24 protein-coding genes are annotated in these 24,109 nt (G+C 30.4%); 5 read left to right on the plus strand and 19 right to left on the minus strand.

Features of this window, described 5'->3' with window-relative positions:
• Positions 1-69 precede the first annotated feature (69 nt).
• From CW731_RS02615 to CW731_RS02625, 3 genes are all read left to right on the plus strand, one after another.
• Positions 70-2,058, plus strand: a complete 1,989-nt coding sequence (locus tag CW731_RS02615) for a thiamine pyrophosphate-dependent enzyme (RefSeq protein WP_100945267.1) — start codon at positions 70-72, stop codon at positions 2,056-2,058.
• Positions 2,059-2,272: 214 nt separating this feature from the next.
• On the plus strand, positions 2,273-3,277 hold the full coding sequence (locus CW731_RS02620; RefSeq protein WP_100945268.1) for an NADP-dependent oxidoreductase: 1,005 nt from the start codon (positions 2,273-2,275) through the stop codon (positions 3,275-3,277).
• On the plus strand, positions 3,277-3,462 hold the full coding sequence (locus tag CW731_RS02625; RefSeq protein ID WP_232734705.1) for a CPXCG motif-containing cysteine-rich protein: 186 nt from the start codon (positions 3,277-3,279) through the stop codon (positions 3,460-3,462). Before CW731_RS02620 ends, CW731_RS02625 begins: the two co-directional genes overlap by 1 nt.
• A gap of 157 nt (positions 3,463-3,619) precedes the next feature.
• Here CW731_RS02625 and CW731_RS02630 read toward each other — a convergent pair whose 3' ends face one another.
• Positions 3,620-4,330 (minus strand): pseudouridine synthase, encoded by a 711-nt coding sequence (locus CW731_RS02630; RefSeq protein ID WP_100945270.1) that lies wholly within the window; start codon positions 4,328-4,330, stop codon positions 3,620-3,622.
• Between the two features lie 158 nt (positions 4,331-4,488).
• On the opposite strand from CW731_RS02630, the gene CW731_RS02635 reads away from it, so the two are divergent.
• On the plus strand, positions 4,489-4,983 hold the full coding sequence (locus CW731_RS02635; protein ID WP_157812171.1) for a DUF4251 domain-containing protein: 495 nt from the start codon (positions 4,489-4,491) through the stop codon (positions 4,981-4,983).
• Positions 4,984-5,001: 18 nt separating this feature from the next.
• Here CW731_RS02635 and CW731_RS02640 read toward each other — a convergent pair whose 3' ends face one another.
• The 7 genes from CW731_RS02640 to CW731_RS02670 form a co-directional block, all read right to left on the minus strand.
• A complete protein-coding gene (locus CW731_RS02640) occupies positions 5,002-6,204 on the minus strand; it encodes a multidrug effflux MFS transporter (protein WP_100945272.1) in 1,203 nt (400 codons plus the stop codon).
• A gap of 110 nt (positions 6,205-6,314) precedes the next feature.
• Positions 6,315-6,716: a DUF805 domain-containing protein gene (locus CW731_RS02645; RefSeq protein WP_100945273.1), complete on the minus strand. Its 402-nt coding sequence runs from the start codon at positions 6,714-6,716 to the stop codon at positions 6,315-6,317.
• 53 nt (positions 6,717-6,769) lie between these two features.
• A complete protein-coding gene (locus CW731_RS02650) occupies positions 6,770-8,104 on the minus strand; it encodes a DUF58 domain-containing protein (protein ID WP_232734706.1) in 1,335 nt (444 codons plus the stop codon).
• A gap of 104 nt (positions 8,105-8,208) precedes the next feature.
• A complete protein-coding gene (locus tag CW731_RS02655) occupies positions 8,209-9,228 on the minus strand; it encodes a MoxR family ATPase (protein WP_100945274.1) in 1,020 nt (339 codons plus the stop codon).
• A gap of 2 nt (positions 9,229-9,230) precedes the next feature.
• Positions 9,231-10,436, minus strand: coding sequence for a hypothetical protein (locus CW731_RS02660; protein ID WP_100945275.1), 1,206 nt, complete (start codon positions 10,434-10,436; stop codon positions 9,231-9,233).
• On the minus strand, positions 10,433-11,152 hold the full coding sequence (locus CW731_RS02665; protein ID WP_100945276.1) for a hypothetical protein: 720 nt from the start codon (positions 11,150-11,152) through the stop codon (positions 10,433-10,435). The genes CW731_RS02660 and CW731_RS02665 overlap by 4 nt, the downstream gene beginning before the upstream one ends.
• A complete protein-coding gene (locus CW731_RS02670) occupies positions 11,149-12,117 on the minus strand; it encodes a stage II sporulation protein M (RefSeq protein ID WP_100947603.1) in 969 nt (322 codons plus the stop codon). The genes CW731_RS02665 and CW731_RS02670 overlap by 4 nt, the downstream gene beginning before the upstream one ends.
• Before the next feature lie 22 nt (positions 12,118-12,139).
• Here CW731_RS02670 and CW731_RS02675 point away from each other — a divergent pair, with 22 nt between their 5' ends.
• On the plus strand, positions 12,140-12,952 hold the full coding sequence (locus tag CW731_RS02675; RefSeq protein WP_100945277.1) for an RDD family protein: 813 nt from the start codon (positions 12,140-12,142) through the stop codon (positions 12,950-12,952).
• A 328-nt stretch (positions 12,953-13,280) separates the two neighbouring features.
• Here the strand turns inward: CW731_RS02675 and CW731_RS02680 are convergent, their stop codons facing one another.
• The 11 genes from CW731_RS02680 to CW731_RS02730 form a co-directional block, all read right to left on the minus strand.
• A complete protein-coding gene (locus CW731_RS02680; RefSeq protein WP_100945278.1) occupies positions 13,281-14,195 on the minus strand; it encodes a bifunctional UDP-sugar hydrolase/5'-nucleotidase in 915 nt (304 codons plus the stop codon).
• Positions 14,195-14,941: a 5'-nucleotidase C-terminal domain-containing protein gene (locus CW731_RS02685; protein ID WP_100945279.1), complete on the minus strand. Its 747-nt coding sequence runs from the start codon at positions 14,939-14,941 to the stop codon at positions 14,195-14,197. The genes CW731_RS02680 and CW731_RS02685 overlap by 1 nt, the downstream gene beginning before the upstream one ends.
• A gap of 45 nt (positions 14,942-14,986) precedes the next feature.
• On the minus strand, positions 14,987-15,424 hold the full coding sequence (locus CW731_RS02690) for a hypothetical protein (RefSeq protein ID WP_100945280.1): 438 nt from the start codon (positions 15,422-15,424) through the stop codon (positions 14,987-14,989).
• Positions 15,414-16,649 (minus strand): ABC transporter permease, encoded by a 1,236-nt coding sequence (locus CW731_RS02695; protein ID WP_232734707.1) that lies wholly within the window; start codon positions 16,647-16,649, stop codon positions 15,414-15,416. The genes CW731_RS02690 and CW731_RS02695 overlap by 11 nt, the downstream gene beginning before the upstream one ends.
• Positions 16,622-17,251: an ABC transporter ATP-binding protein gene (locus CW731_RS02700; protein WP_100945281.1), complete on the minus strand. Its 630-nt coding sequence runs from the start codon at positions 17,249-17,251 to the stop codon at positions 16,622-16,624. The genes CW731_RS02695 and CW731_RS02700 overlap by 28 nt, the downstream gene beginning before the upstream one ends.
• 178 nt (positions 17,252-17,429) lie before the next feature.
• Positions 17,430-19,115 carry a PhoX family phosphatase gene (locus CW731_RS02705; RefSeq protein ID WP_100945282.1) on the minus strand — a complete coding sequence of 562 codons (1,686 nt, stop codon included), beginning with the start codon at positions 19,113-19,115 and terminating at the stop codon, positions 17,430-17,432.
• A gap of 97 nt (positions 19,116-19,212) precedes the next feature.
• A complete protein-coding gene (folE, locus tag CW731_RS02710) occupies positions 19,213-19,875 on the minus strand; it encodes a GTP cyclohydrolase I FolE (RefSeq protein ID WP_100945283.1) in 663 nt (220 codons plus the stop codon).
• Entirely contained in the window at positions 19,865-20,269 is a 405-nt protein-coding gene (locus CW731_RS02715; protein ID WP_100945284.1) for a MerC domain-containing protein, read from the minus strand. Before CW731_RS02715 ends, folE begins: the two co-directional genes overlap by 11 nt.
• 11 nt (positions 20,270-20,280) lie before the next feature.
• The gene (locus CW731_RS02720) at positions 20,281-20,760 is read right to left on the minus strand and encodes a DUF4625 domain-containing protein (RefSeq protein ID WP_100945285.1); all 480 of its coding nucleotides are present in this window, start codon (positions 20,758-20,760) and stop codon (positions 20,281-20,283) included.
• A gap of 58 nt (positions 20,761-20,818) precedes the next feature.
• Positions 20,819-21,604 (minus strand): DUF4625 domain-containing protein, encoded by a 786-nt coding sequence (locus CW731_RS02725; protein ID WP_100945286.1) that lies wholly within the window; start codon positions 21,602-21,604, stop codon positions 20,819-20,821.
• A gap of 41 nt (positions 21,605-21,645) precedes the next feature.
• Entirely contained in the window at positions 21,646-24,015 is a 2,370-nt protein-coding gene (locus CW731_RS02730) for a TonB-dependent receptor (protein ID WP_100945287.1), read from the minus strand.
• Positions 24,016-24,109: the final 94 nt, after the last annotated feature.

Consider the following 24,109-nt stretch of genomic DNA (forward strand, 5'->3'; position numbering starts at 1 on the left):
GATAAGGTTTTTTTTATGGATTATACTTTGGAATGGTTAAGTTTGTTATAATTATGAAATTTATAATTTATGTCTAATAAAATTAAATTTATCGCAAACTCTATCCCAAAAGAACAATTATTATCTCTTTATAGAAACATACTAAAACCTCGTTTAATTGAAGAGAAAATGCTTATTCTTCTCCGCCAAGGAAAAATCTCTAAATGGTTTTCGGGTATTGGGCAAGAGGCTATTTCTGTTGGTGTAACCGCTGCTTTGTATGATGACGAGTATATTTTGCCAATGCACAGAAATTTAGGTGTTTTTACAACTAGAAACATTCCTTTATATCGACTATTTTCTCAATGGCAAGGAAAAATGAATGGTTTTACAAAAGGTAGAGATCGAAGTTTTCACTTTGGTACACAAGAATACAATATAGTAGGAATGATTTCTCATTTAGGCCCACAATTAGGGATCGCAGACGGAATCGCATTAGGAAACAAATTAAAAAACAACAATAAAGTGTGTGCTGTTTTTACAGGAGAAGGTGGCACCAGTGAAGGTGATTTTCATGAAGCTTTAAACGTAGCATCTGTTTGGAATTTACCTGTTTTATTTTGTGTTGAAAATAATGGGTATGGTTTATCTACACCATCTGAAGAGCAATTTAACTGTAAAAATATTGCAGACAAAGGGATTGGTTACGGAATGGAAAGCTTTATTATTGATGGTAATAATATTTTAGAAGTCTATTCTAAGGTTTCTGAAATTGCAGAAAGTATTCGTAAAAAACCAAGACCTGTTTTATTAGAGTTTAAAACTTTTAGAATGCGAGGGCACGAAGAGGCAAGTGGTACAAAATACGTTCCGCAAGAAACGTTAGATTTATGGGCACAAAAAGATCCTTTAGAGAACTTTAAAAACTTTTTAAAAGAGGAAAACATTTTAACGGATGTAATTGAAAACGAGTATAAAAATGAAATTACCGAAGAAATAAATAAGCATTTAGAAAAAGCCTATAACGAAGACAAGATTGTTCCTAATCTAGAAACCGAATTAAAGGATGTTTTTAAAGAATATGAATTTGAAGACATAAAACCTTCGATAGAAAAGAAAAACATACGTTTTGTAGATGCCGTTTCTGAAGGATTACTTCAATCTATGGAAAAACATGATGACTTGGTAATTATGGGGCAAGATGTTGCCGAATATGGTGGCGTTTTTAAAATTACAGATGGTTTTGTAGAAAAATTTGGTAAAGAACGTGTTCGAAATACTCCAATTTGTGAATCTGCTATTGTTTCTGCAGCCTATGGTTTGTCTGTAAACGGAATAAAAGCTGTGGTAGAAATGCAATTTGCAGATTTTGTTTCTTCTGGTTTTAATCCGGTTGTAAATTTATTAGCGAAATCTCATTACAGATGGCAGCAAAATGCAGATATTGTAGTTAGAATGCCTTGTGGTGCTGGCGTTGGTGCAGGTCCTTTTCATAGTCAAACAAATGAAGCTTGGTTTACAAAAACACCGGGTTTAAAAGTGGTATATCCTGCTTTTCCTCAAGATGCAAAAGGTTTGTTAATTGCTGCAATTAATGATCCAAATCCTGTTTTATTTTTTGAACACAAAGCTTTGTATAGGTCTCTGTATACTGATGTTTCTGAGAATTATTTTACGACAGAAATTGGGAAGGCAGCACTGATAAAAGAAGGAGACGAGATTACAATTATTAGTTATGGCGCTCCAATTCACTGGGTTTTAGAATGTTTAGAAAACAACACTACAATTTCTGCGGATGTTGTCGACTTAAGAACTTTACAACCTTTAGATACAGATACCATTTATGCTTCTGTAAAAAAGACAGGAAAGGTAATAATTGTACAAGAAGATTCTCTTTTTGGTGGAATTTCAAGTGATATTTCCGCATTAATAAATGAAAATTGTTTTGAATTTTTAGATGCACCTGTAAAAAGAGTGGCGAGTTTAGAAACTCCAATTCCGTTTGAACCTAGTTTAGAAAAACAATATTTAGGAAAAAATAGGTTAGAAGAAAGCATTCAATCACTCTTAAATTACTAAAATAATTGTTGTTTTTTTGTGTGTTGCTATCAACTCAAATGAATTTTATATTCTGAAATTTCACAAAAAAGGAATGAATCTGTTTTAGGAGTTTTGGAAAGGAACAAGAATTACGTTAAAAAAGGAATCACTCAAAAGAAAGCTGTAAAATAAGTTTGAAATTACATAACAAATTTCCTAAATATTCTTATTTTTAAGAACTTTTATCAATCTTATGAAGAACAAACAAATCATTTTAAAGAATAGACCAAAAGGTTATCCAGACGCAACTACTTGGAAATTAGAAACTGAAACGATTCCTGAATTAGAAGAAGGGGAAATCTTGATTCAACATCATTATGTTTCTTTAGACCCTGCAATGCGTGGTTGGATGAACGACACAAAATCTTACATTCCGCCCGTAGAATTAGAGCATGTAATGCGTGCTGGCGCTATTGGAAAGGTGATTAAAAATAACAACAATCCGAAATTTGAAATTGGAGATTGTGTTACAAGTTGGGGCGGAGTGCAGCAATATTCTGTTTCCAATGGAGATGGTTGGTTTAAGGTTGATGAGAAATTGGCTTCGATGCCAATGTATTTAGGGACCTTAGGAATGCCGGGAATGACGGCTTATTTCGGTATTTTAGAAGTTGGAAAAATAAAAGAAGGAGACATTGTTTTGGTTTCTGGAGCTGCAGGAGCCGTTGGTTCTATTGTCGGCCAAATTGCAAAACTAAAAGGTTGTACCGTTATTGGTATTGCTGGCGGACCAGAAAAATGTGAGTATCTTAAAAATGAATTGGGTTTTGATGATGCAATAGATTACAAAAACGAAAATATTTATTCAGCTTTAAAAAAGAAATGTCCAAAAGGAATTGACGTATTTTTTGATAATGTTGGGGGTGTAATTTTAGACGCAGCTTTAAGTAAATTAAGAATGCATGCAAAAGTTGTTATTTGTGGTGCAATTTCGCAATACAATAACAAACATAAAATTAACGGTCCTAGTAATTATTTATCTTTATTAGTAACCCGCTCTACTATGCAGGGTATGGTTGTGATGGATTATTCGAAAGATTTTGGAAAAGCTGCAAAAGAAATGGGCGTTTGGCTAGAAGAAGGAAAACTTAAGTCTAAAGAAGATATTTATGAAGGGATAGAAAACTTTCAAGAAACGTACAACAGACTTTTTTCTGGAGAAAAGAAAGGCAAATTAGTTTTAAAAGTAATAGCATAGTGGAACAGGAACATTTTTTTCAATGTCCGCACTGTTGGGAAGAAATTTCTATGATTTTAGACGCAAGCGTTCGACAACAAACTTATATAGAAGATTGTGAGGTTTGTTGCAATCCTATAGAAGTTTCACCAACTTTTGAAGATGGAGAGTTAATCGAGTTTAGATCTCTGTCTATAGAACAATAAAAATGGAACATCACTTTTTAGTGGTGTTTTTTTTTGAAGCTATTTCCTGCTTTTCGCACTCGCTTTTTTTATTCAGAAAAAGAATAAAAAAGAGCTCAAACAAATGCTTCAATCAGGGCTAAAATAGTAGCTAATTATATAAGTAACTCTAAAATAGTTATTTTTCTACTAAAGGGTTTGCCCAAGAAAACTCTTCAAATAAAGAAATCCAATCATCAGGAAAAGTGGCTTTTAGAACCAATTCTTCATTTGTAAAAGGATGTTTAAACGCTAGTTTTCCAGCATGTAAAAACATATTTTTCCAGCCAAAATTTTCATCAAACATTAAATCGTGATTTTTATCTCCATACTTTGCATCACCAATTAAAGGATGACTAATTTTACTTGTATGCACTCTTAATTGATGCATTCTACCTGTTTTTGGTTTTAACTCTATCAAACTATAACGAGAAGAATCGTAAGGTTTTACAGGAACATCTAAGGTAACTTGTGCCAATGTTTTTAAATGTGTTAAAGCTTCTTTATGCACATTGGCATCACGTCCCTTTACAGGAGAATCTATTGTCTTTGCTTCTGGTGAAAAACCTCTTACAACTCCGTAATACGTTTTTTCAATTTCATTATTTGTGAATAATTCTTGAAACTTAGAAACAAAAGTGGTTTCTTTTGCTAATAAAATAATTCCTGAAGTTTTTCTATCTAACCTATGAATAGGATATACTTTTAGCCCTTTTTCTTCTTGAATTAGTTGTAAAAGAGAAGTTTCATCTGCAACATTCCTAGAATGATGTGCATGGTGAACCAACATATTATTTGGTTTGCTTACACATAAAAGATATTCATCTTCAAAAACGACTGTTATACTCATTTCTATTTTTTAGACTTCAAAAATACCATTTAATTTGTGATATCTTTAAATATTTTTTAAATTGAATTTAGTATATTATAGGTGTAAATAATTTGTTAAACATCATATTATGAGAACAGCTATTTTAAGTATTTTAATAATTATTATGAGTTGTGCAAGTGCTAAAAATACTTTTACATTGGGCAGAAGTAAATAACTTAAAAGAACAGGTTCATAGTAATAATATCGAAGCTACTTTTAATTGGGCACAACCTATGTCTTTAAATAATAATGTAAGAGGTTTAGAGAAGTTACTACCACAAGGAAGCTCTTCTAATAATATTAATTTAATTGGGAATTCTAATTTCTTCCGAATTAAAAATGATCGTATTCATATAGATTTGCCTTATTATGGGCAACAACAAATGTCTAGAGGATATACTTCTGATGGCGGAATTAAATTCAAAGGAGCAGCAGCCAAAGTCGTAAAAATATACAATGCCGAAAAAGGAGCCTATGTATTGAAATACTCTTTGAATGCTGAAAATGAAAACTATGAAGTATTACTAACACTTTATGCCAATAATAAAAGTAATTTGAATGTGAGTAGCAGTCATAGATCAAATATTTCTTACACAGGGAGTTGGTCTGCATTAAAAAAAACTTCTAATTAAAAGTTTATTTTCAATTACTTACACTGCTTTTTTTTTCGTTAAATTTAAATATTGCACCAATAATAAAGATGCAACACCACAAACGAAAAAGCCAATAAATAGCGGTAGCGCTGTTTTATTTATAAAGCTACCAATATAAGTTGCAATTGGTACTGCCATAATGGTAGAAACAAAACCATTAATTGCTGCTCCAATACCAGCAATATGACCAATTGGCTGCATCGCTAATGCTCTTGTATTACCAAATAAAAATCCGATTGCAAAAAATTGCAACCAAAAAAAGGTTACTAATATGTAAATACTCGGATTGCTTTCTCCGGAATACAGTAGAATATAAACAACAGGAACTAATGTAAAAACAATAGTAAAAATCTTTATTAATTTAAGCATTCCTAATTTTACAACTAAAGTTCCGTTTAAAAAGGTTGCAAAACCAATACCAATGGCAAGACCCGCAAAAATAAAAGGAAATTCTTCTTTTAGATTGTATTGTTGCTCAAAAATTTGTTGACTTGCACTTAAATACACCATGAAAGAACCTGTAATAAAACCAGAAAATAAGGTGAAAATTACAGCATCTTTATGCCTTAAAAACTCTTTAACACCACTAACAAAAAGAGAGATTTTAAACTTCTTTCTTTTTTCTGGTTGCAAGGTTTCTGGTTGTCTCTTCCAAAGCCAAATCATTACAAAGAAACCAAATAATAACTGACTGTAAAAGATAGATTTCCAACCATACAAATCTAACATTATCTTACCTATTGCTGGTGCTACAACGGGTACAAGAATGAAAATAACTACAATAAAAGACATTACTTTGGCCATGTAGTTTCCGCTAAAACGATCTCTAACCATTGCGATGCTTATGGTTCTTGGAGCAGAAAGGCCAATTCCTTGTAAAATTCTACCCACAATCATCATTTCTAAACTAGTTGCAAAAACACAGACTAAACTAGCTAGAGAAAAAACAACAAAACCAACGTAAATAACAGGCTTTCTACCAAAACTATCAGATAATGGCCCAGAAATTAATTGTCCGAAACCCAAACCTAAAAAAATCATGGTAATTAATAGCTGGTTATTTTTAGGATTTATAATGCCTACAGTTTGGCTAATATCTGCAATTGCAGGTAAAAGTGCATCTATAGATAATGCTACTAAAGACATTAAAGATGCCATTATAATAATAAACTCTAACTCTGTTTTTTGCTTAATTCCCATAGGGTAAAAGTAGTTTTTTATACCTGATATCTATTTGTGTTTTTCACTTTTAATAATAAAAAAAGGATTGCAAATTGCAATCCTTTTTTTATATGTTTTAGAAAGATGTTTTATTCTTTTCCGATAGCATCTATTTCTCTATTACCACGTGCTTTTGGGTTTTCTCCCCATTGGTTTGTTCCATTTTCACTGTCTGTACAATAAAGAACCAATAACCAAATAGAACCAATTAACGGAATAACACCTATTAAAAGAAACCAACCACTTTTACCAACATCGTGTAGTCTTCTTACAGTAAGTGCTAAACTTGGAATGAAGGTACCTAAAAAATAAATGTAACTTATAAATAGAATACCTGGGCTCTCTAAGACAGCTGCGATTCCTCCAAATACAGCTACTAGTAATATCGATACTATAGCATTAAATAATACAAACATCCAATACTCTTCTCTTCTTGCTCTTCCATTAAAATCTGCGTAATGTTCTTTTAAAACTTTTAAATACCAATTCATCTTTTATTTAGTTTAGTTAATTAGTTAATATTGCCGCGAAAATATAGAAATATTTAAAACAATCCTCTAGATTTTAATTTTAAATATTTATTAATGGTATCGCCAGTTAAATTTTCTGGTGAAGTTAATACCGATTGAATTCCGTATTTCTTTAATTCATTTACAATACTTATTTTTTCGTACATAAATTTTTCGGCAATAATACTATCGTAAACATCTTGAACATTGTCTGCTTCTGTATTTATTAAAGACTGTAATTCTGTGTTTTTAAAGAAAACAACCAGCACTAAATGGTTTTTAGCCAATGCACGCAAGTAGGAGAGTTGTCTATTTAAACCGTCCATAGTTTCGAAATTTGTGTAAATAATTAGCAAACTTCTATGCGTAATTTTTCTTTTGATAACCGAATATAAAGTACTAAAATCTGATTCAGAAAAATCTGTTTTTAAGTTATGTAAAGCTTCGGAGATTAAACTCATTTGCGAGTTTCGTTTTTCGGCAACAACCCAATCTTCTAAATTTTTAGAAAAAGACAACATACCTGCTTTGTCTTGTTTTCTAAGAATAATATTGCTAATAGCCAACGTTGCATTTATGGCGTAATCTAATAAACTTAATTCATTAAATTGCATTTGCATCGCACGTCCTTTATCAATAATACTATAGACTGGTTGCGATTTTTCTTCTATATATTGATTCACCATTAACTGGTTTCTCTTTGCTGTCGCTTTCCAATTTAATGTTCTAATATCATCACCAGAAACGTATTCTTTAATCTGTTCAAACTCTAAAGAGTGTCCTATTCTACGTACTTTTTTTGTTCCGTAAGAAATAGCATCATTTGTAAAAGCCTTAAAATCGAATTCTCTTAATCTTAAAAAAGAGGGGTAACATTTTAATTCTTTTTCTTCCCCTAAAATATATTTTCTAGTTGCTAGCTGAAGCTTAGAACTTACATACACATTGCTGTTTCCGAAATTATAAACACCTCTTTCTGATGGTTTTAAATCGTAATAAATGATTTTTTCTTGTTTGGGTGAAATTATCAAAGGAAAAATAAAATCTCTTTTTTGAAATTGAAAAGGCAATTCTTCAATAATTGATAAATGATTGGTAAAACGATAGTTGTTCTTTATTTTTAACGTGACTTTATTCAGATCTCCGTTAGATAATCTTTCAGGTAAAATACGCTCTAAAGAAATGCCTTTTTTTGTATTGTATAGCAGAAATATATCCACAAAAACCAATACAGAACCTATAAATAACAATACTTTAGAAACTTCAAAAAAGATAGGAATAAAAAAACCAACCACAAATAATACAGCTACAGTTCCTAAAAAGTAGAATAAACGATTATTTAAAAAAAGTGTGTTGTAGAATTGTTTCAAAAATAGGTGTATTTGATAAATTGTTTATTTTGTATGGTTGAGCTCAGTCGAAAATTACAGAAACCTCTCGACTGCGCTCGAGGAAACCTTTTTTAATAGTAAAACTATCTAGGTATCTCAACAGCTTCAATAATTTGTTCTATTATTTGTTTGCTTCCCAAACCTTCCATTTCTCTTTCTGGGGTTACAATTACCCTGTGTTGTAAAACAGGTATTGTTGCTTTCTTAATATCTTCTGGGGTTACAAAATCTCGTCCGTCAATTGCAGCAAAAGATTTTGAAGCATTTAAAATAGCAATACTTGCTCTTGGTGAAGCACCTAAATATAAAAACGAGTTAGAACGCGTGTTTACAACAATATTTGCAATGTATTTTAGTAGGTTTTCTTCAATGGCAATCTGATTGACCAAGTTTCTAAACTCCATAATTTTAGCCGCAGAAATTACGGTTTCAATTTTACTAGATTTTGTTGTGTTTTTTAAAGCTTGTTCTCTAAATATAATCTCAAACTCTTCATCAGCATTCGGGTATTCTACATTTATTTTGAATAAAAAACGATCTAATTGTGCTTCTGGTAAACGATATGTTCCTTCTTGCTCAATCGGGTTCTGAGTTGCCAAAACCATAAAAGGTTCGTCCATTTTATAGGTTTTACCATCTATTGTTACTTGTTTTTCTTCCATTACCTCAAACAAAGCAGCTTGTGTTTTTGCTGGTGCTCTGTTAATTTCATCAATAAGAATCATGTTCGAAAAAATAGGCCCTTTTTTAAACTCAAATTCAGACGTTTGTAGATTGTAAACAGAAGTTCCTAAAATATCTGACGGCATTAAATCTGGTGTAAACTGAATTCTACTAAAATCGGCAGCAATGGTTTTAGATAATAGTTTTGCAGTAATGGTTTTTGCAACTCCAGGAACACCTTCAATTAAAACATGGCCGTCTGAGAGTAGCGCAACAATTAATAAATCTAACATGTCTTTTTGCCCAACAATTACTTTCTGTAATTGTTCTTTAATTTTAAACACATTTTCTTGCAATTCAGAAACATCTATTCTGTTCTTAAACGCTATATTATTAGAAGTTTCTTCGGTATTTAAGTTTTCTATATTTGGTGTTTCCATAGTTATTTTTTTAAGAAATTTTCTATCATTTTATGCAGTCCAATTAACTCTTCTTCAGAGCATTCTAACTTCTTATTTAAAGTGATAATTGTATGTATTAAATATTTTGTTTTCTGGATTTCGTTTCCAGATTTTGCTGCCAATTTTTCAATGAAACCTGCACTTAAATTAGACGTTTCAATTAAATACTTAGAACGGACTTTCTCTAAGAAAAAAGCAATCTTTTTATCTACTAAATTTTTATGATCTCCTTCACTTAAATACAAATTTGAAATGGTTTGTGTAAAGGCTACTGTTGTGTTTTTTAAAGGTGCTATTACAGGAATTGCGCGTTGTTTTCTACGTGCATTAAAAAGCATGAATAATAATAAACCTGCCAAAGAAACAACTAAGAACCAAGTTAAAGTTTTATGTTTTAGAAAGAATTTAAAGATACTTGGTTTCTTTTCATCAGCATCTGAATATCTACTTGTTTTTAAATGAACGTCCCATAAAATAGCATCTTTTGATAGATAGGAGAGAAGGTTCTCTACATATTCAACCTTGTTATTTAGTAAATAATAGTTGGTAAAAACAACAGGATTTGTGTGCAAGTAAAAAGCACCTTTTCCATGATATATCTTAATAAAATTCGGAACTTCTTCTCCGTCTATTTTGGTAGTTCCTAAAACAATGGTTTTATTTTTATTGTATTGTAAAAAATAATTTCTACGGATGTTTCTCTCAAAATGATAGGTTTTATCTCGAAAATCTTTATTTTTTAAATAAAAAGTTCCTTTTAATTTTTTGAAATCAGCCGTTGAAAAAATATCTTTGTCTAAATCATTTGTAGTAAATTCTAACTGCTCTTTAAAATTTTCTTTGAAAAAATTTAAGGATATAAATGCAGAATTCCCTTGTTTTACAAACTCTAAAAGAGCTGTTGTGCCTGCTGCAGTCTGTTTGTAGGCAGCATTCTTTAGTAGAATGTAATTTCTTGTTTTTGTAGAATCACTGTCAAGCAATAAATAATCATAGAAATTATCTTTTAAAACGGTAATTTCTTGCCCCTCGAAAAGTGTGTTGGCTTCGTTTGAAATGATATAATTACCAAACGGACTTTTTTCTTTCTCTCTATAATTTTCTTTCCAATCTGTTTTTTTACAACTTGTAAAGATTACAGTTGATACTATAAAGAGTGCTTTTAGTATGCTTGCTAGTTTCATCATTTATTTAAATATTTTTTAAATGATACATACTTCTCTTGAATTTTACTAAAATCGTTATTATTTATAGGGAATTCACCATACCAAACATAATTGTAAACGTAAGAAAGGTAAGAGAAACGCTCTCTAATATTTCCTTTCTCTAATTCAAATTTATAGGCTGCATTGGTTTTATCCTTATGATAATCGATCAACTTTTTATTCGATAATTCTTTTAAAATAGATAAATAACTGTATCGAACCGCTAATCTGTATTGCTTTTCTAAAATTGCTTGTTGTAATAAGGCTTCTAAATCTACTTCATGAATATCTTCGTCTTCATAGACCAGTTTTTCTGCAACTTTCTTCTTTCCTTTTTTGAAGTTCCAAAAGCCAATTTCAGCACCTAAAACCAGTTTTAAAATAATAAAAACAACAAATCCACCTAATAAAAACGGAAAAATAGCTTGCATAAAGGAAGCAAAACCTTTTAGGAAACTCCAGTCTGTTGGTGAACTCTCTTTTTCTTTAGGAACATCTTTTTCTTCTGTATAAATAAAATCTTCCTCAGAATACCTTGATTTTAAATCTTCTTTAAATTCCCTTTTAGAAGTATATGCAACCGTTTTTACATATTTAGTGGTGTCTTTTACCACAGAAAGACTGTCAAGATCTTTCTCTTGAGCATTTATCAACAAAGAAAACTGTGCGATTATAAAAAACAAAATAATTTTTCTCATGAACGCAACTGGTGTTTTCTAGCCACTTTATAAGGCAAAATTAAATAGTAATAACTAATAGTAGCTAAACTAAATAGAATAATTGCAAAGCAAATAATTGTAGGCATTGTATTCGAATACCTAGTAACATACCCTTCTAAAAATGCTGCTGCAATGGTAAACGGAATGGTGCTAATAAATATGTAAAAAGCATCTCTAACTCCTTTTTTAAACGATTCGAAACGTTTTAATGTTCCTGGGAACAAAATACTTGCCCCAATAATATAACCAGTTGCAGCTTCAATAATAATTCCGAAAATCTCGTAAGTACCATGAATCCAAATTCCTTTGATACTATCGAAAAAACTATTTTGCTGATAAAAGAAAGCTTGAAAAACAGCCACCATAATTCCGTTAACAACTACATAAAAGCCAGTGCCAATTCCTAAAAATAAACCAGAAAGAAACATATTTAAACCAACTCTTTGGTTGTTATTATAGATTCCAATAAAGGTTCCCCAATTACTACCACCCTTATAAATAGCCATGGCATCGCCACTTTCTATATTCTCTAAAGTCTGATTTACGTAGTCATTTCCTAGAATTTGTCTTGCAAAAGTTTCATCATTAAAAGTTGATAATAAACCTATAAAAAAGCAGATAAAGAAAAAGGCAAACGACAAATAAATGTATTTTCTATATTGATAGGCGAGGAGTGGTACTTTATCAAAAAAGAAATATAATAAAATATTTTGATCTCTTCTTTTAGCGTGATATACCTTGTCGAAGCTACTTTTAGCAAGCTTATTTAGATAGGTAGTTACTTTACTTTTAGGGTAATAGGTTTGTGCATATACCAAATCATTCATGATTTTTATATGCAGGTTGGCTATGTCGTCTGGACTTTTTTTCTTTTTATTTGAAATTACTTGTTCAAATTCGAGCCATTTTTCTTTATTTTGCTTTATAAAAGCGACCTCTCTCATTAAGAGCGAATTTAAACATTGCATGAAAACACTCCAAATAAAAACAGCACAAAATGTAAATATTAATTTTACGGTAGCCAATGTTGGTCAGCGTCTGTTAGCATTTATGATAGACAACGTCATTAAATTCACTTATTTATACTTTGTCTATTCTGTTTTTGATTTTCAGGCCGTAGAACGTGTTTTTTCTGGTGATAATTGGACCATACAAGCCGTTGGTATTTTAGTATTAATTCCGGTTACTTTTTACTCTTTGTATTCAGAGATTTTATTAGACGGACAAACTTTAGGAAAGAAGCTTATAAAGATTAAGGTTATTAATGAAGACGGTTTTAAACCAAGTATTACAGATTTTGTAATGCGTTGGTTTTTACGTATTGTAGATTTTAATTTATTTGTTTTATTAGGTGTTTATATTTATTCTGTAGGTTTAGATAATCAAGATTTTTTGATGGGTTTGGCTTTTTTAGCTGGAAAATTGATTGGATTATTATTGATTATTTTCACAAATAAGAGTCAACGTTTTGGAGATATCATAGCAAATACCGTTGTAATTTCTTTAAAAGATGAAGTACAGTTTTCTGAAACCATTTTAGAGAACATCTCAAACAAATACATTCCAACGTATCCGAATGTTATTAAACTGTCAGACAATGATGCTCGTATTATTAAAAACACATTTCAGTCTGCTAAGAAATTTAATGATTTAAAAACTTTAATGACGCTCCGTTCTAAAATACTAGAAGTAACCGAGATTAAATCTGTGCATAAAAGTGATAAAGAATTTATTGATGTTGTTTTAAAAGATTACAATTATTACACACAAAGCATGTAAGGAGTTTGCTTTGAAAAACTCTATTTAACATAATATAAATTATAATACATTTTTAATTATGGATTATCCTGTGGATGGGATGATTCATAATTAAAAGCTATTTAAAGGAAAAAAATAGTGATAGCTATAATTCTATATTATGTAAAATACCCTAGAAAGCTTTTACCAAAGCAAAGTAACATAACGCAGAACATTCTAATACAGGTATAAAACAACCTTATTTTATATTAGGCACTATTTTAGTGCAAAAATATAGAATTAATTTCATCAATTAATTCTATACAAAAACTTCATATAAAATTTAATTTAGAAGGTTAAAGATTTATAATCAAACTAAAATAGTTGTGCCTTTTGATGTTTTATTGTTTTGTTCATCAAAATAAAAATCTATTCTTCCTAGGTTAATTCCATATGCTCCAACTTGATTCACAAGCGTGTTTTCTCCTTCTATATTTTTTACAATTGTAGGTTTTGGTAAAAATGTATGTGTATGTCCACCAATAATTAAATCAATATCTTTTGTGATTTTCGCTAAATTTAAATCAGATATTTTATCTCGATTATTTTTATAATAGTACCCTAAGTGAGATAAACAGATAATTAAATCACATTTTTCTTTATTTTTTAGTTCACTTGTTATATCCTGAGTAATTTCAACGGGGTTTAAGTACCCTGTTTCTTTGTACATTTTTTTATCAACTAAGCCCTCTAACTCTATACCCAAGCCAAAGATTCCTATTTTAATTCCATCTTTAATAATAATCTTATAGGGTTTTACATGTGTATCTAAAACGGTGTTTTTAAAATCGTAATTAGCAGAAACAAAATCGAATTTTGCATTTGGCAATTGTTTATACAAACCATCAATAGAATTATCAAAATCATGATTTCCAATAGTAGCTACATCATATTTTAACATGCTCATTAATTTAAACTCAAGCTCGCCTCCAAAATAATTAAAGTAAGGTGTACCTTGAAAAATATCTCCAGCATCTAAAAGCAAGGTATTTTTATTTTCTTTTCTAATCTGTTCTATCAAAGTAGCACGTCTAGCAACACCACCTTTATTAGGATTTCTAGGATGATTGGCTTTAAAAGGCTCTATATGACTGTGTGTATCATTGGTATGTAAAATAGTAATATGACGTTGGTTTTTGTCTGTAAATGAAGCCAAAGCAACCCCACCAACCATTGTTAATGTAGAAGCTGCACCTAATTGTTTTATAAAATTTCTTCTTTTCATTATTTAAGTATTATACGGTTATCTATGCTAGCTTTTAATGTATCTGTTTTTTTGAAATAATCAAGAATAGCATCTCGCATTTTATAATCTAAATTTATAGACTGATTTGCGTTTTTAAAGAAATTCATTTTATCTCCACCACTTCGTAAATAATCGTTTGTTAATACGTTATAGGTTTTATTTTGATTAAAAGCTTTACCATTAATTTTTAGATTATAATCATCTGTAAAAAGTGTTAACACAATATTTTTAGATACTGGATGGGCTTTTTTATTTTTTATAAAAAAAGCGATTAACTCTGAAACTTTTTTACTTGTAAGAGCTACCACTACAAGTTCATTTTCGAAAGGCATTAGTTTAAAGGCATGCTCTGCTGTTATAGCCCCAGCAGGTATATTCGCTCTAATACCTCCATTGTTAAATAGTACAAAATCAATAGATTTATTTGTCTTTTCTTTAAAAATTGGATTGGCTACCTCAAAACACATATCTGCCATTAAATTTCCTAAAGAACTTTGCATCTCTCCATCATTTTTAACTATTTCTTTTGGAGAAAAACAAAGGACTTCCTCCATTTCTGAGGTGAGTTTGTTTTTATAAGGACTTATGATACTATCAATTTGTTCAGAGGCTTTAATAGTACTGTCTATAGCAATATTTTTTGCTGTAATTTTAACAAGCTGTTTTTCTGTTTTTTTACAAGAAACAATTACGAATAAAAAGAGGTATAGATAGGATATCTTCATTGTTTAATTTTTTTAAGGTTAATTATATTTACTATTAAGAGAGTTTTATTTTACAATTACTCCTTTACATTCTTTTAAAATGTAATTAAAATGTTCAACATCATCTTTGTTTAATTTTAAGATGCCTGTTATACGAACAATATCATCTGTTTTAAAGTTTTGTTTATTTATAAATTCAAGTTCTATTGCAGACTCAGGACCTCCTTGACCGCAAAAATAACACGATGCCATTGGACCTTTAGATAACATGTATACATTTTCTTTGGCTACAACATCTAAAAAATAACCTGTAATTATTATTTGCCTCCCTTCGAGCGCTTTAACTGAAGCTGAAAATGTAGGATATTGAAAATAATCGTCGTATTCAGAAAAATATGTATCTGTAAATGTTATTTTAGATAAGTCTTGCCAAGTTACTTTTTGTTGACTGAAACTAAAAGAACAAATGAACAAAAATAATACATATATACCTTTATTTCTCATTGCTTAAAATTAATGATATGTTCATTTTTATGATAGGATAAATAGCCAATGAAACCGACATAATAATCATTGCTAAAATAAGGAAGCCTGTTTGTAATACATCATTAAAAGACAATGCCTTAAGTAAGTGTTGATGAATTGATTCCATAAAATAAAATACAGAATACAATCCTATTTTTAGCAATAAAAAACCAAGTAAAAATGAAGAAAACACAACGATAAATCCTTCATAAAAAACCATTTTTATCAACTGAAAATTACTAGCTCCATAAGTTCGTAAAATGGCCAAATCAAAAGCACGTTCTTTTACCATTTTATAGAGACTTATAAATATGGTGATACAAGAAATAACAAGAATTAGATAGGCAATTAAAGAAATAGTTTGAAAGCCAATACTGGTATATTCATACAATTTATGTAACTCATATTTGGGTAAAGCTGCTTGCATATTTGTTTGCTTGTTAATACGTCTAGGAAACGTTAACAAACCTCTAGGATTTTTAAAATTGATTAATAACGATGTTATTTCTTTTTCATCATAACTCTCTTCATGATCGTGTTTTTCATCCTCATGATGATGATGATGATGATGATGCACTTCCCAGATACTTTCTAAATTGCTAAGTATTAAACGATCAATTACCTTTTCTGTTTGTTTTAAAATACCAACTACAGTGAACATTTCATCATGTACTTCGATGCTGTTTTCTGTGAGTCCATGAGAGCTTAATAAGGTATCCCCTATTTTAAGATTTAATTTTTGAGCGACAGCATTTCCTAAAACTACTTGCATCGATTTTTTTACGTTATGCCCTTTTTCTAATTCAGCATTATAAAGACTGGTAAAAGTATTTGTTGTTCCTACAATTCTAAATCCTTTATAATTATCGCCATAAGAAATGGGTACGGCAGATTTAATCATAGGGTTTTTACTTAATTTTAGGGCTTCTTTGTATGAAATATTCCCTGTGGGATTGTCTAAATGCAATACCGAAGCCAAAACCAATTGTAACGGACTTCCTTTAGCGCCAACCACTAGATCTATGTTGCCTAAATTATTTTCTATTTGATTTTTAAAAGACTGTTTTAATTGTTGAACTCCTAAAAGTAATGCGATACTTAAGGATAATATTAGAACACTTAAAAAAGTGTATAATGGTTTAGACTTTATGTTTTGTATACTAAGACTCCAAGGATTCATAATTCTATTGAATTTTGGAAGCATGATTTTATTCTTTGATCGTGCGTAATTACAATTAAATTGGCATGGGTTTGTTTTGCCTTATGTATTAATAATTCAATTACAATTTTACAGTTTTTATCATCTAAACTAGAAGTAGGTTCGTCGGCTAAAATAACTTGCGGATGATGTATTACCGATAATGCAATGCCTAATCGTTGCAACTCACCTTCACTAAGCTCGCTAATTTTACTTTTTTTGTGTTTAGATAAACCTAATTCTTCTAATAGGGTTTCAATCTTATTTTTATTGATAGCTGTATTACTAAATAAAAGACGTGCTTTTAAATTATCAAATACATTTAAAGATTGAATGGCGTGTTTTTTCTGAAAAACAAGTCCTATATTTTTACCTCTAAATGTATCTAATTTATTGTTTTTTAATCTATTTAAAACTACGTTATTAATATGTACATTTCCTTTTATAGGTTTTAATAAACCTGCCAAAAGATGTAAAAATGTTGTTTTTCCAATACCAGACGCCCCTAAAATGAGTAAACTTTCTCCTTTATCTAAAGTTATATTAGGAAAACTGAAAATAGTGGTTCCTTTTTTATATTGATATGTAAGATTCTCTGTTTGTATCATTCAAAATTTTATTGAAACCACGCTCCTATTTTACACTGCTATTGGCCATTGATCTTTTTTGGAAAATGATTTATTTTTACATACCTGTAACTGTTGCAATGTGAGTAGACAATCTTCTCTCAATGTACAACACATGCCCCGTTACAGGTAGTTTTTTTATTTTTGAAACATATAAAAGTTATATTTCTATTTTATGTAGTTGATTCATTTTTTCAATTAAATCTCCAGTAATAGCAACAACTGCTGGTTTTGGAATATTATCTTTATCAAAAGGCCATTTGCTTGTAGGGTTATTTAAATCTTTGGTTTGCTCTCCTGGATGCTGCACACTTAAAAATAAAGTTTTCCCGTCTGGTGAAAACCAAGGTCCTGTAAGTTCTGCATCTTTTGGTGCTGACGCAACTCGAATAACTTTTCCAGCATCTTTACCATATCTAGGAATTACAAATAGACTATTATTTTTAAAAGCCATGTAAGGTTTATCCTCTTTATTCATAGCACTTCCAGACATGTCTGAAGTTATCCAAAGGTTTCCTGATAAATCAAAAGCTAAATTATCTGGACAAGAGAAACCATTTTCTTCTCCGCCTGCTATATAGGTAGAGGCTTTAAAAGTTAAAGCATCAAACTCTCCATTAGTTTCTTCAATTTTAAGGATCGATCCATGAAAATCATTTTTAGGCTTATTATTGGTTAGAGAAACAAATATGTTTCCTGTTATTGGGTCTATTTCAATATCCTCAGGTCTATTTAATGGTGTAGCACCTAATAATTTTGAAGCTTCTCTTGCTCTAATTAATACTTCTGTTTGATCTTTAAATTTATCTTTTAAAACAGGTTGATTTTCCCAATCTAAAGCAAGCCATTTTCCATTAATAGTGTCTGCTACATATAACGTTCCTTCTTTTAAAGAACCTTTCTTAGAAGAAATAAACTTATACAAATGCTCATTGTTACTATCGTCTCCAGAATATGCAACCACTCGCTTATCTGCTAGTTCATATAATGTACAACACTCATGAGCAAATCTACCCAATGCTATATGTTTTTGTGCACTTCCATCTTTCGGATTCACTTCAACTACCCAACCATAATGTTCTGGTGGATATTCATAAAAACTTTCCCAACCTTCGCTACTTGGTCTGTGACTGGCTATATTATTTTCATCATATTCCGTTTCTCCAAAGAAACTATCATAATTTTCTTCACAAGTAATAAATGTTTTCCAAGGAGTAATACCGCCAGAGCAATTACTATGTGTGCCAATAACAGTAGTTGCTCCTTTAATTGGATTGTCCCAATTTAATTTCATGGGAGTTTTAGCAGTAATACGTCTATTATAAGGATCGTTTTTTACAACTTGCCAAATTCCGTTTTCTTCTTTAATTCTTACAATACTTCCACCAACATTGTACATCTCTTTATCTACTTGTTCTATAGTACGATGTTGGGATGGGTTTTCATATTTATCAGCATCAAAATCAGAAACAAAAAACGGATTTACATATTCGTGGTTTACCCATAAAAGACCATCTTTAGGGTTATCATCATCAAAAGGAATAAAACAGGTAAAATCATTATTGAAACCAAAAGTATCTGTATCGTTAATTTTATCACCCCATTTTATTACGGTGTGATAATCTAATCCGTTAGCCAATAATAAGTCGTCTTTATCTGAAGGGTTTAGGCCCTGTAAAACAAGCTTTTTTAATGCTTCTAGTCTTTCTTTAGAAATGTTATTAAAATTATTTGTTGGTGTCGTTGTATTACCACAACTTATTAAAAATTGTGGCATAATAACAGCTCCTAAGCTAGTTTTTCCTATAAAGGAAATAAACTGTCTTCTATTATAATTATTTTTCATAAATTATTAATCTAATTATTGGTTTTACAAAATAGTGTATCGAATCAAAAATAATTTTTACTCTTAAATATCCTGTTAATGGTATATTATTGTTTGGTTATCTTTTATCTGTTATTATTTTTAAAAATTCATTTCTAATTGAAGTTTTTGAAAAACAACCACCGTATTCTAAAGTTGTTGTAAAACTACTTTGGTCTTTTATACCTCTAGAAGAAACACAAAGATGTTTTGCTGTTACCAAAACAATAACATCTTTTGTGTCTAAAACTTGTTGTAAATCATTAAGAATTTGAAGTACGAGTCTTTCTTGAACCTGAGGGCGACGTGCATAATAATCTACCAAACGATTAATTTTAGACAATCCAATTACCTTGTCTTTGGGAATGTATGCTACATTAGCATGCCCTATTATTGGTAGAAAGTGATGTTCGCAAGCAGAGTCAATCGTAATATTTTGTTCCACCAACATTTTCTGATAACTATATTTATTTTCGAAAGTGGATAATTTTGGCTTGTTTGCAGGGTTCAATCCATAAAACAATTCTTTTACATACATTTTTGCAACACGATATGGGGTGCCAGATAAACTATCATCGGTTAAATCTAGTCCCATTTCTTCCATAATCATTTTAAAATGATGCTGAATGTTTTTTATTTTCTCTTCATCTGTTTTATCAAAAGCATCTGCACGCAAAGCGGTTTTAATATTTGTTGAAAAATGATGATCACCTATAAGTGTAATTTGCTCTTTATCTTTCATGTATACAGCATTTATTGGTGTTACATTGGCAATATTTTCTATTGTATATGTGTAATACAATTAATGCTACTGCTGGCACATATATTAAGTTTTCATTGAAAGAAAACCATGTTACTTTTTCATTAATAATCACTACAAATAATAAACACCAACTAAACCATAAAGCAGGTTTCATCCAATGACTAGACGTTGTTTTTGCAGTTTTGTGAATAGCTAAGAAGGAAACTACTAAGAAAAAATAATCAATAAAACCCCACCAAGTTGGTGCCTTAGTACAGCAAGTTAACGTGCTACTTTGTGCTATAAAAATAAAAGGAGTAGCAATACAATGTAGTAGGCAAAGTGTACTAGACATAGCGCCTAAACTGTCTGCTTTTTGGTTTGTAAATATCATTTATGTAAAAATTAGTCTATTATTTTTATGTCTACAGAAGTTCTAGATTGCCAACCTGTTGCATCTGTTACAGAATACGCACAGTGGTAATCTCCTGTATCAATGTCTTTAGGAATTGTAATTGCTATATTAATTTCATAACGTATTACCTCGTCTGTTATAGCGTAGTTTTCTATAAAAATTAAAGGGTTTATGGCTTGTTTTAGTGCTCCTAAATCACATTCCGTTATTTGATCGTCATGCGTATGATGATCAAAATTGTGATGAATATCGATACTGTAAGAAGCTAATTCTCTATTATCTGTAACCTGAGCTCTAAAATTATACGTTTCTCCTCTTAATAGTTGCGTACAACCCAGAGGAAATCCTTCGTTATAATCTATGCTTATGGTTGGTTTTTCTAAATCTTTATCAATACTATTATCACCAGAACAGGCAGCGATGAATAGTATAAATGATAAAAAACAAAAATATTTTAGTGTGAATTTCATTTTATAGAATTAAAACCGCATAGTAAATAAGGATACTATACGGTTTCGTTATTTTTAATTAAACTGTAACATCAATATGTGTTTCATACTCTTTCATGTTTCCATCTTCATCTTTTACTGTAAAAATGATATGATATTCACCAACGGGAGCAGTTGCAGGTACATCTATGTGCTCATGAAATTCTACGGATGTTTTTTCGTGGTAACTTCCTAAATATTCTTTTTCAAAATCCCATGCTACCTCTCCAGCACCAACAGTAAGTCCGTGTGCATGTACGTCCACAGAAATACTATGAATACCATGTACAGCATCAACCATAAATTCTGCATGAAAGTCTTTTCCTCTAGCTACTGTGGTGTCAATAGAAAAAGCACTTAAAGTAACTACATCTAAAACCTGAATATGTCCTTCTACTTCTGTACTATTTCCTAATTCATCAGTTACCGTTAATTCTACATGATATTCTCCTGCTGGAATATTTGCGGGAACATCTACATGCTCATGAAAAGTAGGGTTAATGACTAAATATTTAGCATCTGTAAATACTTTTTCAAATTCCCACTCTTCTTCTCCATCTTCAGTAGTTAAATCATGGGCATGAATAGAAAGTGTAATTTTACTAACGATTGCTTCTGCATTAATTTCTGCCTCTAAATGGATATCCGATCCTTTATAAGCTATTTTATCTGTGGTATGAGTACTCCCTTCTCCGTACTCAAAATTAGAGATAAGTGGTGCATTTAATTCGATGTTTTCTTCATTATTACATGATTGTAAAGTAATGCCGACAAAAGCGATAACTGCTAAAAGTTTAAAGTTTGATTTCATAATTTTTGTTTTCATTTGTTTTAATTTAATTATTGATTAATTTTTATTGATAATTGTTAAAAAGGTATTGTTACAGATAATGATAGATTTCTACCCGATTCTGGCACATCTATCAATCTGTAAAAACTAGTGTGATTAAAATATTTAGTATCGAATACATTATTCAACTTTACACGCATTTCTATGGGTAAATTGTTTTTAAGCACATTAATTTTTGTTAAAAAAGACATGTTTAAAACCTGATAACCTGCCGTTTTTTCTTCTGGAGGTACTATTTCATCTTGTGATGCAGTTATTCTATAATCTGCCACTAATTGAGTTTTTTTAAAAAAGAACAGCTCTTTAAAATGATAATTGGCAGATATCAACCCAGATAATGGTGGCGAAAAGGGCAAAGTAAAACCTTCCTTTGGTCCGCTTGTTTGTCTAGAATATACATACTCTACAGAAGCGTCTAATTGCAGATTTTTAGAGATGGTAGTATTTGCTCTAAACTCTCCTCCTATTCTAAAAACCTTGGCTTGTGTATATTCATAAATTTGAAGCGTTTCGTAATAATTAGAGGTCGGATTTAAATAAATATAATTGTCAAAAAAGTTTACAAACGGACTAACACCTACTCGAAACCACTTTGCAGTATGATCGATATCCAAATCTAATTGATACGATATTTCTGGGGCTAAATCTAGGTTTCCTCTTTCATAACGATACATGTGATAATTAACACCATCCGAAGCCAATTCATTAGCTAAAGGCATTCTAAAACTTCTACCTACATTTACTTTATACGTTGTATTATTATTAATGTAACTTAAACCCAAAGAAGTACTTAAACTACCAAAATTTAACATTTTGTTCTTCGACCTTTGTAAAAAAATAGAAGATGTAGAACCATCGTTATTTTTAATGATAGATGGAAACCAATCTTTATAAGCTTTGGTGTTTAGCAATCCAGAATCATAACGTACACCTGCTAAAACATGTAAATTAGTGTTAATTTCAAATTGATCGTATGCAAATACACCTGCTGTAAACCGATTATATGCTGGTATTAAAAAGCCCCAACCAGCAATAGTATTCTCTTGATATTCCATATTTAACCCTAAAACCATATTGTGTTGGTCATTCGGTTTAAATGCATCTCTTACGTTTAATGAATACGTGTTTTTACTATAAATACGTTCTTTTGTATCCGAAGGTTTTGGCATATAACCATGCGGAACAGGTTCTGAGTGCTCTTCTCTATGATTATTTTGATACCCAAAATCGAAATACAACGTATGGTTATCTGTATTTACAGTTGTATTGTTGGTAATTTTAAAGTGATTTACTTTATGAAAAGGCAAATCGATATCTCTGTTAGATCTATCATAATCGATGCTAGAAGTTCTTACCTCTAAACCATGTGCATTTGCAAAAAAACCGTTCTTAGCATTTACATTACTAAATACCGTTTCAGACTTTATTTTATCAGAAACAAAACCAATACTTACACTTGCATCTGCTTCTTTACCTGCTGTGTTTCTTAAATTATTGTCATGTAAATTAAAAACATAATTATCGTACGTAATTTTATCCGTAGGTACTTTATAATCGCCATAATCTCTATAGGTTAAACGTACTCTATAAAACCAATGTTCTTTTCTAGCTTCAATTCCTGTAGAAATTCCAAATAAATCATTATTAGATTCTCCTAAAACATTCACTTCTCCTTTAAACGTGTTTTCTAACGGAATTTTATTTGGCTGAATATCTACAACACCCGCAATAGCATCAGAACCATATAATAAAGAAGCTGGTCCTTTTATAATTTGTATATTTTCTATCCCTTGTTGGTCTATTTCTAAACCATGGTCATTGCCCCATTGTTGCGCCTCGTGTTTTATACCGTTTTGCACCACTGCAACCCTATTAAATCCTAGACCTCTAATAACAGGTTTCGATTGCCCAGAACCAATATTAATGGTGCTTACTCCTGGTATTTTACTCAAAGTCTGCATCAAACTATTTTCTCTATTATGCTCTAAAAATTCTTTAGAAACAGTATGAGAAACAATCGGTGTTTCCTTAATTATTCTTCTTTTAGATTTACTAGAAACTTCAATCTTTTCTAGTACTGTTGCAGATTCGTTTAAATAAATAGACCGTATTACTGTTGGAGATTTTACAATAACAGTAACTTTTTTAGTCTCGAAACCTATATGAGAAATGCTAAAATTATAAGTGCCTCTGGCAACATTTTCTATAATAAATTCTCCTGTTTTAGATGAAATAGCAAATAGATTATTACCAACAATATTTACACCCGCTATGGGTTGTAAAGTCTTAGAATTTATCACAAATCCTTTTATATGATAAGAATCTTGCGCATACGTAATGGAGCACAAGCTGAAAAACAGCCATATACTTAATATATTTTTAAACATAATTGTATAATACTATAAGGTTAGAACAATTGTTCTTAAAAAAGAACCATGTAAAATCTATACATCTATTTTAAGATTAAAACAGATTTATTGC

Source organism: Polaribacter sp. ALD11, from assembly GCF_002831685.1.
Classification (GTDB): domain Bacteria; phylum Bacteroidota; class Bacteroidia; order Flavobacteriales; family Flavobacteriaceae; genus Polaribacter.

Bases quoted from the DNA above. Each gene is read 5' to 3' on its own strand.
- CW731_RS02640 (WP_100945272.1), bottom strand. From the start codon at position 6,204: ATGGGAATTAAGCAAAAAACAGAGTTAGAGTTTATTATTATAATGGCA.
- CW731_RS02620 (WP_100945268.1), top strand. From the start codon at position 2,273: ATGAAGAACAAACAAATCATTTTAAAGAATAGACCAAAAGGTTATCCA.
- CW731_RS02705 (WP_100945282.1), bottom strand. From the start codon at position 19,115: ATGAAAAATAATTATAATAGAAGACAGTTTATTTCCTTTATAGGAAAA.
- CW731_RS02685 (WP_100945279.1), bottom strand. From the start codon at position 14,941: ATGAAGATATCCTATCTATACCTCTTTTTATTCGTAATTGTTTCTTGT.
- CW731_RS02665 (WP_100945276.1), bottom strand. From the start codon at position 11,152: ATGAGAAAAATTATTTTGTTTTTTATAATCGCACAGTTTTCTTTGTTG.
- CW731_RS02680 (WP_100945278.1), bottom strand. From the start codon at position 14,195: ATGAAAAGAAGAAATTTTATAAAACAATTAGGTGCAGCTTCTACATTA.
- CW731_RS02700 (WP_100945281.1), bottom strand. From the start codon at position 17,251: ATGATACAAACAGAGAATCTTACATATCAATATAAAAAAGGAACCACT.
- CW731_RS02675 (WP_100945277.1), top strand. From the start codon at position 12,140: ATGAAAACACTCCAAATAAAAACAGCACAAAATGTAAATATTAATTTT.
- CW731_RS02695 (WP_232734707.1), bottom strand. From the start codon at position 16,649: ATGCTTCCAAAATTCAATAGAATTATGAATCCTTGGAGTCTTAGTATA.
- CW731_RS02720 (WP_100945285.1), bottom strand. From the start codon at position 20,760: ATGAAATTCACACTAAAATATTTTTGTTTTTTATCATTTATACTATTC.
- CW731_RS02715 (WP_100945284.1), bottom strand. From the start codon at position 20,269: ATGATATTTACAAACCAAAAAGCAGACAGTTTAGGCGCTATGTCTAGT.
- CW731_RS02645 (WP_100945273.1), bottom strand. From the start codon at position 6,716: ATGAATTGGTATTTAAAAGTTTTAAAAGAACATTACGCAGATTTTAAT.
- CW731_RS02615 (WP_100945267.1), top strand. From the start codon at position 70: ATGTCTAATAAAATTAAATTTATCGCAAACTCTATCCCAAAAGAACAA.
- CW731_RS02690 (WP_100945280.1), bottom strand. From the start codon at position 15,424: ATGAGAAATAAAGGTATATATGTATTATTTTTGTTCATTTGTTCTTTT.
- CW731_RS02725 (WP_100945286.1), bottom strand. From the start codon at position 21,604: ATGAAAACAAAAATTATGAAATCAAACTTTAAACTTTTAGCAGTTATC.
- CW731_RS02655 (WP_100945274.1), bottom strand. From the start codon at position 9,228: ATGGAAACACCAAATATAGAAAACTTAAATACCGAAGAAACTTCTAAT.
- CW731_RS02630 (WP_100945270.1), bottom strand. From the start codon at position 4,330: ATGAGTATAACAGTCGTTTTTGAAGATGAATATCTTTTATGTGTAAGC.
- folE (WP_100945283.1), bottom strand. From the start codon at position 19,875: ATGAAAGATAAAGAGCAAATTACACTTATAGGTGATCATCATTTTTCA.
- CW731_RS02730 (WP_100945287.1), bottom strand. From the start codon at position 24,015: ATGTTTAAAAATATATTAAGTATATGGCTGTTTTTCAGCTTGTGCTCC.
- CW731_RS02670 (WP_100947603.1), bottom strand. From the start codon at position 12,117: ATGAGAGAGGTCGCTTTTATAAAGCAAAATAAAGAAAAATGGCTCGAA.
- CW731_RS02660 (WP_100945275.1), bottom strand. From the start codon at position 10,436: ATGATGAAACTAGCAAGCATACTAAAAGCACTCTTTATAGTATCAACT.